The organism is Halanaerobium saccharolyticum subsp. saccharolyticum DSM 6643, from assembly GCF_000350165.1.
Classification (GTDB): Bacteria; Bacillota; Halanaerobiia; order Halanaerobiales; family Halanaerobiaceae; genus Halanaerobium; species Halanaerobium saccharolyticum.
Genome location: NZ_CAUI01000005.1, coordinates 883,894 through 900,505, shown reverse-complemented (window position 1 = coordinate 900,505; position 16,612 = coordinate 883,894). Strand labels below are relative to the sequence as shown.

Here is a 16,612-nt window from a genome sequence, read left to right as displayed (position 1 = left end):
ATAAGTATCAGCAGCGCCTACTCCATTATCCGGTTTAACAACTACTGGATAACCAACCTCCTCAATAAAGTTCTCTGCTTCTTCTAACTGATCAACAACCTTACCGCGAGCTGTATTTAAACCTGCTTGATTAAAACTTCTTTCATTTTAGACTTATATTTCATAGCTTCTATATCATCAATTTTTAAGCCTTTAACATTAAAATCTTTTCTTAATCTAGCGTCTGTTTCAAGCCAGTATTCGTTATTAGATTCAATACGATCTATTTTACCATATTTATAAGTAAAATATCCGCAGGCTTTTTGCATTTGAGAATAATCCTCCATATTATCTACTCGGTAATATTCTGTCAGAGAATCTTTAAGCTCAGCCCGCAATTCATCATAGGCTAAATCTCCAATTGCTAAAACATTAATACCTGCCTCTTTCAATCCCACACAAAAATTATAAAAATTATTTGGAAAATAAGGTGATAAAAATATAAAATTCATAAATTCCTCCCTTTCTCTACTTCTCATTGGTTTTAATTTTAATCTGATTACTACTAATCGTTAATACTACTAGCTGTTCACTACTTTTTATTAATATAACACAATCAGTTATAAATTGATGTAATTTTATCACTTTAAACTAAATTTGTAAAATTAAAACTTGATTTAGTCATACAATTTATCATTTAGTCGTATAAAACCAAAAATAGCCGGAATAACCGACTATTTAATCTCTATTTGCTTCTTTTATTGATATACATTTTTTTATCTGCCTTTTCATAGGCTCTGTTTAAATTATCTGTACAACTTTCAGTGGTGCAGCTCCCTAAAGAAATTGAAAGATTTTTTAAGAAACATTTTTGCTGATTATACTTTTTAAATTTTTCTTTGATTCTATTGCAAATCTTTTTTACAGTAAACTTATTTGTTTCAAGTAGTAAAATTACAAATTCATCTCCCCCAGTTCGTGCAATTATATCTTCACTGCGCAGAACTTCCTTTAATAATTCAGCAGTTTTTTTAAGGTATTGATCACCAATACCATGGCCAAAACTATCATTTACTTCTTTTAAATTATCCAAATCACCTACAATAATGCTAATTGGATACCTTCTTGAACCATTTAGGCGTTTAATTTCATTCTGCAGATAACGGCGGTTATATAATCCAGTTAATTCATCATGAAAAGACAAAAATTCAATCTGCTGCTGTCGTTTTTTATATTGGTCTATATTAAGGTGGATACCTGTTGCCCTCAATATATTTCCATTTTCATCTGTTTCAACAACTTTACCAATATCTCTAATCCAAATATAGTCCCCAGATTTAGTTTTTAAACGATGCTCGCTAATATAAATATCCTTATCCCCTTTTAAATGTTTTTTCATCTTTTCTAAAGCACTATCTATATCTTCTGGATGAACTAAATTTTTCCAGCTATGAGGCTTTTGTTCAATCTCCTTTAACTTATAACCAAGCATTTCTGCCCAATTTTTATTATAATAACAATCATCAGCCTGAATATACCAATCCCAGACACCTATATTAGCTGCTTCAGCAGCTATTTCAAGTCGGTCTTTAATTATTTTAATTTCTTTTTTTCTAGCAATTTCTTCACTAACATCTACCACATTAACAAGTAGATAACCATTCGGTAGTTTATTTACATTAAATTTTAAATCTTTTAACTGACCTGATTTAGTTTCTATTTTTAAAATTTTATCAAAATATTTATCATTTTCTACATGAAAATCAAATCTTTTTTCTAGTTTGTCTCTTTTGGCAGGATTTATAAAAGCTAATTTAAAGCAATCATTTAAATTGTCTAAATCCTCTCTGCTGTATCCTGTTATCTCAGTTAATAATTTATTTATATATATAATTTTTTCTTGATCACCGACTAACATAACTCCTATACTCATATTATCTAAAACACTTTTCAAATCAAGATTATTAATCATTTGTACACCCTCATTTCTTTGATAGTTAAGACCAAATTAAATAGCTTATATTAAAACAGATTATTTATTAATCTTTTTTATTCAATTCTTTCAGAAATTTATCTGCTCTTTTAATGTGATTTTCTAATTTTTTTTGATCCATTCTATCTAAAAGAGAAATCATCAATGACATTCTTGGGTTAGCTGAAAACTTATCCTTATTTTTATAAATAAAGCGCCAATAAAGCCCATCCCAGATTTCTGACCATTCTCCTTTTTGGTAATGACTCATTTTTAATATGTAGTTACTTGAAGAAATATAGGGCTTAGTCATCATTTCAGGATAAGAATATTGACTCATCCCATAAACATTTGCAAACATAACCCATTCATAAGCATCAATATACATTTCCATAAACCATTCAAATACTTGATCTTTATCTAGTTCACAAAGTAAAAAGAAATTTCCAAGCACCATTAGCCTTTCAATATGATGAGAATAAGCATAATTTACTGCTTTTATAATAGAATCATCTAAAACTTCAATTCCAGATTCTGCCTGGTAAAATTTTGGAGGAAAATTTCGTTGATGCTTAAAAAAGTTGCTCTTAATCATGTTTTCTGACTCTAATTGATAAAGTGCTCTAACATATTCTCGCCAACCAATAATTTGTCGGATAAAGCCTTCTACAGAAGCGAGCGGTATTTCATTTTCACTATAGAAATCTAGAACCTTATCAACTACCTGCTTGGGATTTAAAAGTCCAATATTTAAACTTGAAGAAATTAAAGAGTGAAATCCAAATACTATCTCTTTTTCAAATCCATCTTGATATTTGCCAAAGTTTTCTAATTTATTTTCAATAAAATCATTTAACAATTCTTCGGCTTCTTTATGATTAATTGGATAACAAAATTTTTCTAAATCACCCGGATTATTATTAAAATTTTCTTCAATATAGTTTTTTGCTGCTTTAAGATAATCATTATTGAATTCTGGCAGCTTAGGAATTTCAATATCTTTTGGAAACTTATTTCTGTTTTTAGAATCAAAACTCCATTTTCCCCCTGCCGGTTTTCCTTCTTTATTAAGAAGAATATTTAATCTTTTACGCTGCATCTGATAATATTTATGCTGAAAAAAATCATTCTCTTTAAAAAAATCTTTATTAATTTTATTTGAACTGAGAAAATTAGGGCTTTCCAGAATAGTCAATTTGATTTCTGCAGCTGCTGTAATCTCCCTAATTTTATCTTTTATACCTTTATTAATTGGATCAAAAATTGTCAATGAATCAAAGTTTTTAATTGCTTTTTTTAGTTCGGTTTTATAATTTAAATATCTAATCTCTTTATTTTTATTTTTTAGATGAGCATAAAAATTCTGCATTGATGCACGATGCAGTAAAAGTTTTTTCTTATTATAATTATATTTCAAAAAATATTCTTCTGCTTCATAAAGAATAATATTTTCTATTTCCATAGTCTCAATTTCTTTAAAAAGTTGATTTGGTAATATAATTAAGTTTTTTATCATTTTACTTCCTTTCTGAAGTAGAATATTTATTATAAACATTGACAGATCTTAATCATTAATTATATAGTGTTATTATGTTAATCCAAAAATAAATAAATTTGGGGGAAATAAAAATGTTGAGTTTTAAACAGGCAATAATTCCTGTTATTACAATGGCTCTCTTAATTTTGCTTTCAGTTTTATTCTGGAATGCACCAATTCAAGTTGCTTTGTTTTTTGAAATAATGATTATCATCAGTTTAGCCTTATTTTGGGGATACAAGTGGAAAGAGATAGAAGATATGCTCTTTTCCAGTTTTAGAAATATTGGTAACGTTATTTTAATCTTATTTTTACTTGGGATGATGATAGCTCTTTGGATTGCAGTTGGAACTGTGCCAACAATGATTTACTATGGATTAAAAACTATCAGTCCTAAATATTTTTTTATTTTATCATTTATTTCTACTTCAATGGTCTCAATGGCTGTCGGAACAGCTGTTGGAACTGCAAGTACGATTGGACTTGCTTTAATCAGCATAGCACAGACAATGGGTCTTAATCTGCCTTTGGCTGCTGGTGCAATAATTTCTGGATCTTATGTTGGAGATAGAATGTCACCAGTTTCGTCAATTGCAATTATTACAGCTCATGTTTCTGAATCTGGGTTAATGGATATGATTTACCACATGTTTAAAACTGCTATTATCCCATACATAATTACTGCCTTCACTTTTTTTATAATTGGCTTAACAAATTTTTCTAATAATAATGCAGCAGCTGATTTAATTACTTTAAGTGAAATGCTAAAAAACAACTTTCAAATTTCTTTTTGGCTGCTTTTACCACCGATTTTAATTATTATACTGGCTGTATTTAAAATTCCAACTATTATTAATTTAGCTTTAAATATTCTTTTTTCTTTAGGAATGGGAATACTTTTTACTAACAACAGTTGGTCAAAACTTCTGAATATTATGTTCAGAGGTATCAAGCAAAGAACTGGTATAACATTTATAGATAACATTCTAGCCCGTGGTGGCCTGACAAGTATGCTGGAATTAATATCTTTGATTATCTTTGCTGTACTTTTAGGTGGTCTTTTAGAAAAATTAGGTGTATTAAACAGTATAATAAGACCATTTTTGCATTTAATAAAAGAAAAAATACATTTGGTTGCTGTTACCTTATTTGCAGGCATTGTTTCAGCAACATTAGGCTGCAATCAATTTCTTGGAGTGTTTTTACCTGCCAAAATGCTCGGGGAAAATTATGATCAAATGCATTTAGAAAGAAAAGATTTGGCAAGGGCAGTTGGAGATTCAGGTTTAATATTTTCACCACTAATTCCCTGGAACGTAAATGCTTTAATGATGACCGCTGTTTTAGGTGTTAATACTATTGATTATCTACCATTTGCCTTTTTCCCATTATTAATGCCGCTATCAAATCTTTTAGTTACTCATTTTGAAAAAGATTAAGCTGATAGCAGCTTAATGTCTATCAATGCATACTTTTGTAATTTTCTGTCGATTAATCTTATGAAAAGTAAGATATTAAAATAAAATACTTTTATTACTTAATTCTTAATTCTTTATAAGTATATTTATTCCTTTATTTTAAAAAAATTAACTTAAAAATATTAGTTTTATAATCTGATGACCAATTATTTGTTTAGATAAATTTCTATTCTGATTTGGTTATAATAATTAATAGTAATAAAAAAAGAGGTATGGATTCTTAAATTTAAGAACCCATACCTCTTAGGTGTTTTATCTTATTTTATATATTTAACTTTCTGTTCTAGCCTGTCCGTAATGCTTAAACTTTTCCTGCATTTTTTCCATTTCCTGATCATCTAAAATCACAGGTTCTCCTATTGCTCTGGCTCTATAATATGTTTCTGCTACATATTCTAATTCTTCTGCAGTGTTAAATGCATTTTCTATACAGTCTGCTCCAGTCAGCAGGCCGTGATTGGCCAGGATTACAGCATATCTATCCTTCATAGCTTCAAAGGCGTTTACTGCCAGTTCTGGAGAGCCATATGTTGCATATTCAGCACAGCGGACATTCTTCCCTGCTAAAGCAATCATGTAATGAGAGGCAGGTAAATCTTCTCTTAAGATTGAGATTGTAGTTGAATAAATTGAATGACAGTGAACTACAGCAAATATATCATCTCTTTTTTCGTAAAATACTTTATGCATTTCATATTCACTCGATGGCTGTCTATCACCTTCAACTATATTACCCTCAAGATCCATGACCACTATATCCTCTAATCTGATATCATAATAGGGGATTCCCGTTGGGCTGATAGCCATTAATTCTTCTTCCGGGTTATAAATACTTAAGTTACCACCTGTCCCCTTAGTCAGGCCGGTATCTACTAATTTCTTGCCAAACTCCATAATTTTCATTCTTTCTAATTCTAATTTCATTATATTCCTCCTTATTATTTAGCAAATAGTGCTCGATTTAAACTATATATATTGTTGTATAATTACTTTAAATATTAATTTAATTATTACTACAATTTATTAGCTTTTAATGCATTGTCATACCACCAGTTACATTTACTGCCTGACCTGTTAAATAATCTCCCATCTCTGAGGCTAAGAAAAGGACTACTTTAGCAATCTCTTCTGGTTGAGCTGTTCTACCTAAAGGCACCTGAGAATTATCTTCTGCTTCGATTTCTTCTGGTTTCATACCTCTAACTTCTGCTCCAATAACTCTTTCTCGATGCTTCATTTCAGTTTCTACTATACCTGGGCAGACTGCATTAACATTAATTTGTTCAGGGGCAAGTTCAACTGCCATAGTTTTTGTAAGTCCTAAAACAGCATGCTTACTTGATACATAATTGCCCATTCCTCGATATCCATTTTTCCCAGCCTGAGAAGAAATATTAATTATCTTACCTCTATTTTCCTGCTTTAACATTTGTCTTGCAGCTTGCTGACTAACTAAAAATACACCTTTAGCATTTACATCCATGACTTTATCCCAGTCTTCTTCCTTAATATCTACTACATAATCCATAGTCGAAATGCCAGCATTATTAATAAGTAGGTCATAACTACCAAAATGTTCAACTACTTCAGTAGTCATTTTTTCTACTGCTTTACTGTCAGTTACACTACCTGCATAGCCAGCAATATTTTCTTCTCCATACTCTTTTTTTAATTCTTCAACTGAGTCTACCTGCATATCATATACAACAACTTTTGCGCCCGCTTTTAACAATATCTCCACAATACTCTTTCCGATTCCTCTGTTACCCCCAGTAACAACTGCTACCTTATCTTTTAAATCGATTGTGTACATTGTAGATCCTCCTAAAAATAGTTACTTATTTATTTTATATTCTCTATATTTTCATCTGTTTCAGCAAATGAATCTTCTGCTTTATTTTTAAAGTTCGGAATTCCAAGAATAATTGCCAGACTTCCAAATACAAAAAGTAAGATTGGATAAATTGTAAATGGCATTATCTTAACTGGTGATATTGCACCTATACCTGCAGCAACTAAAAGTTGTCCACCATAAGGTATAAATCCTTGAAATGATGCTGAAAATATATCTAATAAACTGGCTGTTCTTCTTGGGTCAATATCATATTCTTTAGATATATCTTTTGCTAAAGGACCTGCAGTTATTATAGAAATAGTGTTATTGGCAGTTGCTATATCAATTAAACTAACAAGCATTGCAATTCCAAATTCTCCACCTTTTTTAGATTTAATATTTGCAGTAACTTTATTTAATAGATAGTCTATACCACCATAATGTTTCATCAATTCTACAATACCACCGATGATCATAGCTATAATAGCTAAATTCTGCATCCAGCCCATACCTCTTTGAATAAATCCTAAGAGTTCAATTACAGTAAATGATCCACCAATAAGACCAACTATACTTCCAATTCCAATTCCGATTACTAATACTACCATAACATTAAGACCAATTAGTGCACTAATTATTACACCAATATAAGGAAGGATATTAACTAAAGAATATGTTCCTACATCAATTGCTGCAGTATTGATTGGAATAAACATTAGAATTATCAGGGTCACAATTACAGCTGGTAGTACGATTAAGAAGTTCATCTTAAATTTATCCCTTAATTCCACTCCCTGAGTTCTCGTAGCTGCAATCGTTGTATCAGATACAAAAGAAAGGTTGTCACCAAACATAGCTCCACCAACAACTACTCCTAATGCAAGTGCTATGCTAATTCCAGTTTGATCAGCTACACCAACTGCTATTGGTGCAAGTGCAGTTACTGTTCCCATTGATGTACCCATCGCAAATGAAATAATACATCCGATCGCAAAGATACCTGGTAGAATAAAGTTAGTTGGCAAGATAGTTAAACCAAAATTAACAGTTGATTCTACTGCGCCCATAGCATCATTTACAGAATAAAACGCTCCAGCAAGCAAGAAAATAACAACTAATAATACAATAGTTGGTTCTCCTCCACCTTTCATAAACATATCTATTTTTTTAGTAATAGATAGTTTTTCCCCTTCTTTATTTAATAAAAGTGCATAACCTGCAGAAATAAAGAATGCTACCAGAAGCGGCATATTATCAAAGTCACCCGTTATTAGTCCTGTCCCCACAAATAAAACTAAGAATAAAATTAATGGTGTTAACCCGATTAATCTTCCTTTATTTTTAGACATTTTATTTCCCCTCTCATTTTTATGTTTTTTATTTTGACTAAATAAAATAATACCAAAGGCTAAACATTATTCACCCCCTATTTTGAATATTTAGAAAAAATTTGGGATAAGAGCCAGTACTACATTTACTGGCTCTATTTGATTTTGTTGGTTTAAATAAAGATTTCTTTATTAATTAATTTATGTGCTTTTAAAACATCTTGTTCTTTTAATGATTCTAACAATTTTTCTTCATCAATTTTTTCAATATATTTAAACATTCTTTCTAAGGTTTCAATTGAATATTCTACTGCTTCAATTTGATTTTCTCTTTTAGGTGACATATCAAGACCGATCCACCCATTGTAATTTAATTTTTTTAAGTAATATATTAATTCTAATGTTTCCCAGAAGTGATATGTGTTAACTATTAAATCATCATCCCAGTCTCGAGAATTATCATTGAGATGAACATGATAAAGTAAATTATAACGATCTAGAAATGCTGATGCTTCTGCCGGATTTTCTCTTGCAACCATAGAATGGCCAAAATCCATTGTAACTCCAAAGTTATCTACTCCTGCATCTTTAATTAAAGCTGTTGCTTTAGCAGCAGTTCCGATTGTAGATCTTATTCGAGGTTCTTTAATCTTATATTCTAAAGAATATTTAACATCCGGATTTGCTTTACTTATTTCTTTTATAGATTTTACCATTAATTCTATTTCTTTTTCGTAATCAAGTTGAAAAGAATAATCATATCCATCTGCTCCTGGCCATAAGTTAACAACAGCAGCGTTTAATTCTTTAGCAACTTCCCCTGCTCTTTTAACTATTTCAACTGCATCTTTTCTTATTTTAGGATCAGTTGAAGTTAAAGCGCCCTTGCGAAATTTTCTATCCCCAAATGTTTCACAGTCTACTGCAGCTATTTGAAGGCCACTAGACTTAATTAATTTTTTTGCTTCTGCAAAATCATCATCTTTAAAATCACCATTATAGTGAACTTCAACCCCTGATAGATTTTTAGTTTTTGCAGCTAATTCTAATTTTTCTTTAAAACTTCTATTTTTTTGGTAACCATTTTCAGAAAATCTATCTCCACAACCTCCATAAGCCCAGATTCCAACTGAATATTTTCTATCTGACATATTTAGTCCTCCTTATAACTTTTCTAATGCTTGTTCAATATCTTCAATAATATCTTCAGGATCTTCAATACCTATTGAAAATCTAATTAATCCATCAGTAATACCACTTTCTATTCTTTCTTCAACAGGAAGAGATTTGTGAGTCATAGATGCAGGATGCTGGACTAAAGTACCTACATCGCCCAAACTTACAGCAAGAGAAATCATTTCTAAATTATCTACTAATTTTCTACCTGCTTCTAAACCCCCTTCAACTTCTACACAAATTAATGCTCCAAATGAACCTCCCATTTGTTCTTTTGCTAAGAGATGTTGAGGATGACTTTCTAAACCAGGGAAAATAACCTTTTTAAATTCTGGTCGTCCTTCTAAGAATTTAGCCACTTTTATTGCATTGCTAGAATGTTTTTCCATTCTAACAGGTAAAGTTTGTAAGCCTCTTTTAAGTAAAAATGCTATAAAAGGTGCAATTAGCCCACCAATTTTTGTTACTGGTTCATGTAATCCCTCTTCAATGAATTCTTTTGAACCAACTACAACACCAGCTATTAAATCTCCATGACCTCCCATATATTTGGTTGCACTGTGAACAACAATATCTGCACCTAAATCTAAAGGCCTTTGATAATAGGGAGTCATAAATGTATTATCAACAACTAATTTAATGCCATGTTTTTTGCATAAGTTTGCTGTTTTTTTAATATCTGTTAATCTTAAAGTAGGATTTGCTGGAGTTTCAATATGCAAATATTTAGTATTATCTCTAATAGCTGCTTCAATATTTTCAATATTACTTGTATCAACATAAGTCACTTCAACATCATACTTTGACATAACCTTATGGAAAAGCCCATATGTTCCTCCATAAACAACATCACCACAAATCACATGATCTCCAGACTCTAATAAAGCAAATGCTACTGCTGAAATAGCAGCCATTCCAGATGCAAAAGCTTTACAAGCTTCTCCGTTTTCTAATGAGGCAATTTTTTCTTCTAACTGCAATTCGGTTGGGCTGTGATCTCTACCATATAAATAACCAAACTTTTCTCCAGAAAATATTTTTCCTGCTTCTTCTGTATTCTCATAAGTATAAGTAGAAGTTTGATATATTGGAGAAACTAATGCTCCTGTTTCTGGACAAGGCTCATGTCCTATGTGTACTGCTCTAGATGAAAAACCAATCTTCTTTTTTTTCTTCATTTTTATAAATCCTCCTTAATTATATACATTAACCATTTTTTTGCCTGCTGCAAATCTTTCTAAATCTTCAATAACCATTATTGTATGATTTGTTATCGCTTGATAAGTTGCGCCTCCTAAATGAGGAGTTATTACAACATTATTTAATTCCGTAATAAAAGGATGATTTTCAGCCAATGGTTCACTCTCATAAACATCAAGTGCTGCTCCGGCAATTTCTTCGTTTCTTAAAGCATCAATTAGAGCTTTTTCATCAACTACTGCACCTCTAGATGTATTGACAAAAAGGGCTGTATCCTTCATTTTTTTAAACTCTTCAGTTCCAAACATATTTCTAGTTTCTTCTACCACTTTAACATGTGGACTTATTACATCAGATTCTTTGATTAATTTCTCAAAACTAACTTTTGTTTGAACATTATCATTAATTTTTACTTCTGATATATATGGATCATAAATTAATATCTTCATTCCTAATGCTCTAGCAATTACAGCAACCTTTTGACCTATATCACCATAACCTGCTATACCAAGATTTTTACCTTTTAGCTGCATTCCTTTATAAATAACATAGGGACTATCTCCATTTAAAGCCCAAGTTACATCTTCTTTTAATCCTGATTTTACTTCAATATTTTTTTTCTCTTCTGCTAAATATTTACCATTTTTAAGGTCTTGATAAACCATTGGTATTTTATTTGCTATATTTAACATTAATGCAATTGTAAACTCAGCTGTACAGTCAGTATTACGACCTGGAGTATAAACAACTGGTATTCCTCTTTTTGTAGCTGCTTCACAATCAATATTTACAGGATTTGATCTTGTACAAGCAATAAGTTTTAAATCAGTGGCATTATTAATTACATTTTCTGTTACATCATCATAACTTGTAATTAATACCTCTACGCCATCTAAATGTTCTATTAATTCTTCTTCTTTTAAAATTCTTAACTTTTTGCCCCACCCCTCAATCTTAACATCACAAATTTCTTTAATCCTAGGAAGAAGCTGACTATCTATCTCCGCTGTTAATAAAGTTTTTAATTTCATGAAATGTCTCCTTTCTCCATAAGCTTTGCTCTTGCTTCCCATAAATCTTTATTTAATTTTCTTGATTTTAAATAAATTTTATATAGCTTACTATAAAGTTTATGTTTTTCCAAATTAGGAACTAATTTTTCATTTATGTTATTAACCTTTTCTATAACTGAATTTATATCACTATAAACTCCTACTGCTAAACCAGCTAATAATGCAGTCCCTCTTGAAGCTGGATCTGGATCTTCGACTCTATAAACTACTTTCCCACTTACATCTGATATTATTTGAGCCCAAAATTTACTTTTAGCGCCACCACCAGTTAAATATATTTTTTTAACTTGAGGACTGTTATCCAAACAATCTCTAATTGAATACGCTACTCCTTCATAAACAGCTCTTAATAAATGAAATCTAGTTGCCTTAGTTGATAAACCAAAAAATTGAGAACAGGCATTTTTATCAGAAAAAGGAGCCCTCTCACCTGATGGACTAATATACGGATGATATATTATCCCGCCTGATCCAGGTTCTATATTTTTCATTTTTTCTTCTAAAAAATTGAATAAATCAAAGTTTTCTTTTCTAGATTTTTCAACTATATCTTCCATAAATTTATCAAGAAACCAATCTAAATTAGGAGTCCCAGACATTGTAGCCATTACATTTAAATAATTTTTATTCAGTGCATGAATTTCATAACCAGATACACTTTTTTCTTTTGGATCAAATTTGTTGGTAACAATTTCATTACAACAGGTTGTCCCCAAAATAGTGCAGCAATCATTTTTAGAAACTGCACCTGTCCCCAAAGCTGTTGCCACAATATCCATCAAACCAGCAATCACAGGTGTACCTTCACTTAATCCTGTTTCCACCGCTGATTTTTTATTAATATATCCTGCAATTTGATCTGATTTTTTTAATTGAGGTAATAATCTTAAGTGATCATCAATTTGCAATTCTTTAAATAATTTTGAAGCTATTTTTTTTTCTGACAAATCAATTATTGAAGTAGATGCATCAGTATATTCAATTGCTGCTTCCCCAGTTAACTTAAATCGTAACCAATCTTTAGCAAAAAATAAATGCTTGCTTTTTTTAAGCAGCTTTGGTCTATTAGCAGCGAGCCATTTCAAAATAATGATTTGAGCTCCAGCAAAAGGAAATGATCCTGTGCTTTTACGATAAAGAGATAACAATTTTTTATCATTTGCTATATTTTCTGAAACAATTTGGGCTCTACTATCTGACCACAATATTGCATTTCCAGATGGATTTCCTAATTCATCTACTAACCAGCAGCCCTCACCTTGTCCTGATAAACCTATAGCTTTTATATTTGAAGCATCAATATTGTTATTTTTCAGCAGATTATTTATACACCTGGCAACTTTATCCCATAATAAATCCATATCCTGTTCTACTCTTCCATCACCATAATCAATAAGTTGATTTTTTTCTTCATTTTTTGATACTATATTTCCATTTTCATCATAAATAGTTGTTTTAATTTTTGTAGTTCCTGCATCTATTCCAAGAAGCAAATTGTTTTTCAATATTAAACCTCCTCTCCAACTAATTTTTTAGCTACATCAGTGGTTGTGATTAATATATCTAAAAAATTACCTTTTAAAGCTCCAGAAATTGCCTTATGTTTATTTTCTCCTCCTGCAATTCCAATTACAACTGGAATATCTTTTAATTTTTCTATATCAATCCCAATTACAGTATTATTGATAGGATGGTTAACAATTTTCCCTTCACTATCAAAATAGCGGGAGCAAATATCTCCTACACAATCAGCTGCAAGTAATTCTTCATAATGACCTTTTGATAAATATTTACCTTTGAAAAGAGTTGCATTCTCACTCATTTCTCCTATTCCAACTACAGCCATATCACAATCATTCATTTCATTAAAAACATTTTCAATATTTTCTTCTGAAAGAAATGCTTCTTTGGTTTTTTTGTTTTGAACATGCGAAGGAGCATATAAAAGACAAGAGTTCCCTCCAATTTTTTCAGCTGTAATTCTTGTTATTTCATCCGCTTTAATTGAATTATCAAGATTATTTGAACCTCCAACCAATTGAACAACAGTAACATCTTTATAGTTTTTCTTAGTCAAATTAGATGCAAAAGAGGAAAGAGTATTACCCCAGGATAATCCAACTTTTGTATTAGAATTTAGTAATGATTCGAAAAAATTTGCTCCTTTTTTTCCAAGTAAATTATTTATTTCTTCTGGATCATCATAATCCACTAAAATTACCTGCTTTAATTTATACTTTTTTTCTAATTTATTTTCTAATTCTGTATTAAAATATGGTCCTTCAATTATTTCTATTCTAACAATACCATCATCAACTAAATTTTTTACAATTTTATTAACTGTTTGTCTTGGTATCGATAATTTTTCAGCAATTTTAGTCTGAGTAAATCCTTCATGATAATAATATCTAGCTATTTTTACTTTCGTTTTCTTATTAACATTCATTTTATTACTCCTTTGTGACAATTGTCATTTAGTTTTACAATTGTCTTAATGATAGTCTAGCACATTAATTCATAATTGTCAAAAAAATTTTAAAAATAAAAAAAGGCTTAAACTCTTCCTTACCTAGAGTTCAAGCCTTTGATCAATTATTTAATTTTTTATTTAAAACATAGTGAAAAAATTCTTTTTATATTCAACTAGTTAACTATTCATTGCCGCTAAGTCAGTATTTAATTGAGCAAAGACATAAATTGGGGCACAACCTGGATATTCTGTAACTGTTTCTGCAACCTCCATAGCCTTTTCTACTTCCGCTCGTGATTCAAATTTCTTCCAACAGTCACCAATTACAAATAAGTGTTTGCCTTCTGCATCCGTGTAATCTAATGAAGGAACTCCTCCGGCAATTATTAATGATTCTCCATTTTCTTCAACAAACTTCTCAGTATCTAGACTCTGACTGAAGCTGTCCAAAGCTCCTCTGATATATTTATAACAACCAGGACATGTCTGCTGAATCAAGACATCTATTCCAGGTATCAATCCAACAGGATTACTGGCCGGTCTTTTAAAGAACCTTCTTACGCTTTCTAAGCTAACTCCATCAATTTCAATTTTATCTAATCTCATTTCTCCCTGACCTTCAGAAAAAGCTATCTGAGTTGAAGGTACTTCATGAGGCTCATAGCCCATAATATAGGAAGTAACCGAATCAACTGCTACAGTATCTTTTCCAGCAATTAAAAGATTCATTTCCAAAGGAGTTCCTGCATGAGGCCCCTGACCTTCCATTGCAATAATTCCATCAACAATTGTTAAATCTGCTTTTCTAATTCTTAATAGATCAGCTATTTTTTGGTCAAGATCTATTCTATGGGTATCCTGCTGCTGACCAGATGGATGTACATTAGGTATAATTCCCTGCCAGTTTTTTAAGCCTAGAGTGACAGTTCCACCTAAGTGAGTTTTCATCTTTGGCAGATTAATTAAGACATCAGCATCAATTATTGGTCTAAAGACAGATGCTTTTTTAAAAACTTTAGCCATTGGAATATCAATTTCTATTGAAGATTCTTCATCAAAATATAGAACTTTATCAGCACCACCTCTATAAGCAGCCTGTTCCATTTCTGCCGCTTTAAAGGCAGGTTTAGCTCTTCCAACATGTTTACCTAATGAAGGGTTATCTCCAACCCATACTTCTCCTGCTTTTGATTCTTCTTTTAAAAGAGAAACAAGAGCTTCAATTACTCGAGGATCTACAACAGAAAAGCTTTCCGGCGGTGCTAAAAAAGCAAGATTAGGTTTTATCAAAACTCGGTCCCCAGTTTTAATCAGATTATCAATACTACCCACACTTTTTTCAATTAGATCACGTAATTTTTCTTTTATTGCCGAAATATCTTCATCATATCGCTTAAACTCACCACCAATAAATTCTTCATTTCCTTTTAAAGAATCAAATTTGCTTATTGATACTTTTGGACTCATTATTTTTCCCCCTTTGATAATTTGAAAATATTTAACCGACAATTAGTGAAATAAAAATTTAAAACAAAATTATTTTAATCCTCCCCTTTCTTATTTTTTAATATTCTGAATATTTAAAACGAACTTTATTATTAGCTGCCTGCACAATCAAATTTAATATTTTATAAATATCACATATTCATTCATCATTTCTTACTATATATAATTAGTTAAAAATCATGCCTTTATAAGCCGATCAGGAATCTTATTTAAAATTTCCTGATATTTTATCATCTCAAAACTCTTATTCCAAAATTCATTCTGCAGTTCCTTATTATAAGCAGCAGCTGCAGGCTTCTTTCTCTTTTTATTAATATAATAGTTACCACTTTCATCTTTAACCTGTTCAGATTCTGCTAGATAAACAGAGGTTTTTGCCCCTTGTTCTACAGATAAACCGCCGCCTCCCCAACCTTTTTGCAGTAACTTAGTATTTATTACCCCCGGGTGAAGACAGTTAACTGAAACTTCATCTAAGACTCTATTCAGTTTAAAAGTAAATAATATAATTGCTAATTTAGAATCAGAATAGGCCTGACTACCATTAAAATCAACTGGATCCCATATTTTTTCTGGATCTAAATTGTGGGCATGAACCATTGAGGATAGATTAATAATTCTAGGATCTTCTGATTTTTCTATTAAAGGAATAAGCAGTAATGTTAAAATAAAGTGAGAATGATAATTAACTGCTATAGTCTTTTCAATTTTTTCTTCAGTAAACTCCAGCTTGTTTTTGTAGATACCTGCATTATTTATCAAAACATCAATTTTTTCTTCTTCCTGCTGTAATTTAACAGCTAAATCTAAAACTTCTGTTTGTGATTCAAGATCCGCTATTGTAATTTTAGGTTCAACTTTAGGATTGATTTTATTCAGTTCTTTTTTTACCCTTTGGGCTTTATTTATATTCTGCCCATGGATAATTATCCTGTTATTTTTTTCAGCCAGTTGTTTTGCTGTTTCTCTGCCAATACCATCAGTAGAACCAGTGATTAAAATATTCTTCATCATTTAACACCCCACTACAGAACTTATAACTTAGTCTAAACTACAGAA

The 16,612-nt window shown here is 30.8% G+C and carries 14 protein-coding genes and 1 pseudogene; 1 reads left to right on the top strand and 14 read right to left on the bottom strand.

The annotated features are described in order from the left end of the window. From HSACCH_RS14110 to HSACCH_RS04465, 4 genes and pseudogenes are all read right to left on the bottom strand, one after another. Nucleotides 1-81: pseudogene (locus HSACCH_RS14110) on the bottom strand (hypothetical protein); the annotation flags it as partial. Between the two features lie 35 nt (nt 82-116). After that, complete coding sequence (locus HSACCH_RS04475) at nt 117-491, bottom strand: hypothetical protein (RefSeq protein ID WP_005488174.1); 375 nt, start codon at nt 489-491, stop codon at nt 117-119. Between the two features lie 233 nt (nt 492-724). After that, nucleotides 725-1,951: a sensor domain-containing diguanylate cyclase gene (locus HSACCH_RS04470; protein ID WP_005488173.1), complete on the bottom strand. Its 1,227-nt coding sequence runs from the start codon at nt 1,949-1,951 to the stop codon at nt 725-727. Nucleotides 1,952-2,018: 67 nt separating this feature from the next. After that, the gene (locus HSACCH_RS04465) at nt 2,019-3,467 is read right to left on the bottom strand and encodes a cryptochrome/photolyase family protein (RefSeq protein ID WP_005488172.1); all 1,449 of its coding nucleotides are present in this window, start codon (nt 3,465-3,467) and stop codon (nt 2,019-2,021) included. Between the two features lie 113 nt (nt 3,468-3,580). Between HSACCH_RS04465 and HSACCH_RS04460 the strand changes: the two genes are divergently transcribed. Beyond that, a complete protein-coding gene (locus HSACCH_RS04460) occupies nt 3,581-4,927 on the top strand; it encodes a Na+/H+ antiporter NhaC family protein (protein WP_005488171.1) in 1,347 nt (448 codons plus the stop codon). Nucleotides 4,928-5,236: 309 nt separating this feature from the next. Here HSACCH_RS04460 and HSACCH_RS04455 read toward each other — a convergent pair whose 3' ends face one another. The 10 genes from HSACCH_RS04455 to HSACCH_RS04410 all read right to left on the bottom strand — a co-directional run bounded on the left by HSACCH_RS04455 (nt 5,237) and on the right by HSACCH_RS04410 (nt 16,564). Next, nucleotides 5,237-5,890: an L-fuculose-phosphate aldolase gene (locus HSACCH_RS04455; protein ID WP_005488169.1), complete on the bottom strand. Its 654-nt coding sequence runs from the start codon at nt 5,888-5,890 to the stop codon at nt 5,237-5,239. Nucleotides 5,891-5,996: 106 nt separating this feature from the next. Next, nucleotides 5,997-6,779 carry an SDR family NAD(P)-dependent oxidoreductase gene (locus HSACCH_RS04450; protein WP_005488168.1) on the bottom strand — a complete coding sequence of 261 codons (783 nt, stop codon included), beginning with the start codon at nt 6,777-6,779 and terminating at the stop codon, nt 5,997-5,999. 29 nt (nt 6,780-6,808) lie between these two features. Then, the gene (locus HSACCH_RS04445) at nt 6,809-8,149 is read right to left on the bottom strand and encodes a Na+/H+ antiporter NhaC family protein (protein WP_005488167.1); all 1,341 of its coding nucleotides are present in this window, start codon (nt 8,147-8,149) and stop codon (nt 6,809-6,811) included. Nucleotides 8,150-8,301: 152 nt separating this feature from the next. Then, nucleotides 8,302-9,279, bottom strand: coding sequence for a sugar phosphate isomerase/epimerase family protein (locus tag HSACCH_RS04440; RefSeq protein ID WP_005488165.1), 978 nt, complete (start codon nt 9,277-9,279; stop codon nt 8,302-8,304). Between the two features lie 12 nt (nt 9,280-9,291). Beyond that, nucleotides 9,292-10,482, bottom strand: a complete 1,191-nt coding sequence (locus tag HSACCH_RS04435; protein WP_005488164.1) for a trans-sulfuration enzyme family protein — start codon at nt 10,480-10,482, stop codon at nt 9,292-9,294. A 15-nt stretch (nt 10,483-10,497) separates the two neighbouring features. After that, on the bottom strand, nt 10,498-11,535 hold the full coding sequence (locus HSACCH_RS04430; RefSeq protein ID WP_005488162.1) for a 2-hydroxyacid dehydrogenase: 1,038 nt from the start codon (nt 11,533-11,535) through the stop codon (nt 10,498-10,500). After that, nucleotides 11,532-13,082, bottom strand: coding sequence for an FGGY-family carbohydrate kinase (locus HSACCH_RS04425; RefSeq protein WP_005488161.1), 1,551 nt, complete (start codon nt 13,080-13,082; stop codon nt 11,532-11,534). Before HSACCH_RS04425 ends, HSACCH_RS04430 begins: the two co-directional genes overlap by 4 nt. Nucleotides 13,083-13,084: 2 nt before the next feature. Continuing rightward, nucleotides 13,085-14,023 carry a sugar-binding transcriptional regulator gene (locus HSACCH_RS04420; protein ID WP_005488159.1) on the bottom strand — a complete coding sequence of 313 codons (939 nt, stop codon included), beginning with the start codon at nt 14,021-14,023 and terminating at the stop codon, nt 13,085-13,087. Between the two features lie 201 nt (nt 14,024-14,224). After that, nucleotides 14,225-15,514 (bottom strand): DUF362 domain-containing protein, encoded by a 1,290-nt coding sequence (locus tag HSACCH_RS04415; RefSeq protein ID WP_005488158.1) that lies wholly within the window; start codon nt 15,512-15,514, stop codon nt 14,225-14,227. A 216-nt stretch (nt 15,515-15,730) separates the two neighbouring features. Further along, entirely contained in the window at nt 15,731-16,564 is an 834-nt protein-coding gene (locus HSACCH_RS04410) for an SDR family NAD(P)-dependent oxidoreductase (RefSeq protein WP_152415969.1), read from the bottom strand. Nucleotides 16,565-16,612: the final 48 nt, after the last annotated feature.

What these genes read in the sequence shown, in the direction of transcription:
- HSACCH_RS04475 (WP_005488174.1), bottom strand. Translation starts at nt 491, where the DNA reads ATGAATTTTATATTTTTATCACCTTATTTTCCAAATAATTTTTATAAT.
- HSACCH_RS04470 (WP_005488173.1), bottom strand. Translation starts at nt 1,951, where the DNA reads ATGATTAATAATCTTGATTTGAAAAGTGTTTTAGATAATATGAGTATA.
- HSACCH_RS04465 (WP_005488172.1), bottom strand. Translation starts at nt 3,467, where the DNA reads ATGATAAAAAACTTAATTATATTACCAAATCAACTTTTTAAAGAAATT.
- HSACCH_RS04460 (WP_005488171.1), top strand. Translation starts at nt 3,581, where the DNA reads ATGTTGAGTTTTAAACAGGCAATAATTCCTGTTATTACAATGGCTCTC.
- HSACCH_RS04455 (WP_005488169.1), bottom strand. Translation starts at nt 5,890, where the DNA reads ATGAAATTAGAATTAGAAAGAATGAAAATTATGGAGTTTGGCAAGAAA.
- HSACCH_RS04450 (WP_005488168.1), bottom strand. Translation starts at nt 6,779, where the DNA reads ATGTACACAATCGATTTAAAAGATAAGGTAGCAGTTGTTACTGGGGGT.
- HSACCH_RS04445 (WP_005488167.1), bottom strand. Translation starts at nt 8,149, where the DNA reads ATGTCTAAAAATAAAGGAAGATTAATCGGGTTAACACCATTAATTTTA.
- HSACCH_RS04440 (WP_005488165.1), bottom strand. Translation starts at nt 9,279, where the DNA reads ATGTCAGATAGAAAATATTCAGTTGGAATCTGGGCTTATGGAGGTTGT.
- HSACCH_RS04435 (WP_005488164.1), bottom strand. Translation starts at nt 10,482, where the DNA reads ATGAAGAAAAAAAAGAAGATTGGTTTTTCATCTAGAGCAGTACACATA.
- HSACCH_RS04430 (WP_005488162.1), bottom strand. Translation starts at nt 11,535, where the DNA reads ATGAAATTAAAAACTTTATTAACAGCGGAGATAGATAGTCAGCTTCTT.
- HSACCH_RS04420 (WP_005488159.1), bottom strand. Translation starts at nt 14,023, where the DNA reads ATGAATGTTAATAAGAAAACGAAAGTAAAAATAGCTAGATATTATTAT.
- HSACCH_RS04415 (WP_005488158.1), bottom strand. Translation starts at nt 15,514, where the DNA reads ATGAGTCCAAAAGTATCAATAAGCAAATTTGATTCTTTAAAAGGAAAT.
- HSACCH_RS04410 (WP_152415969.1), bottom strand. Translation starts at nt 16,564, where the DNA reads ATGAAGAATATTTTAATCACTGGTTCTACTGATGGTATTGGCAGAGAA.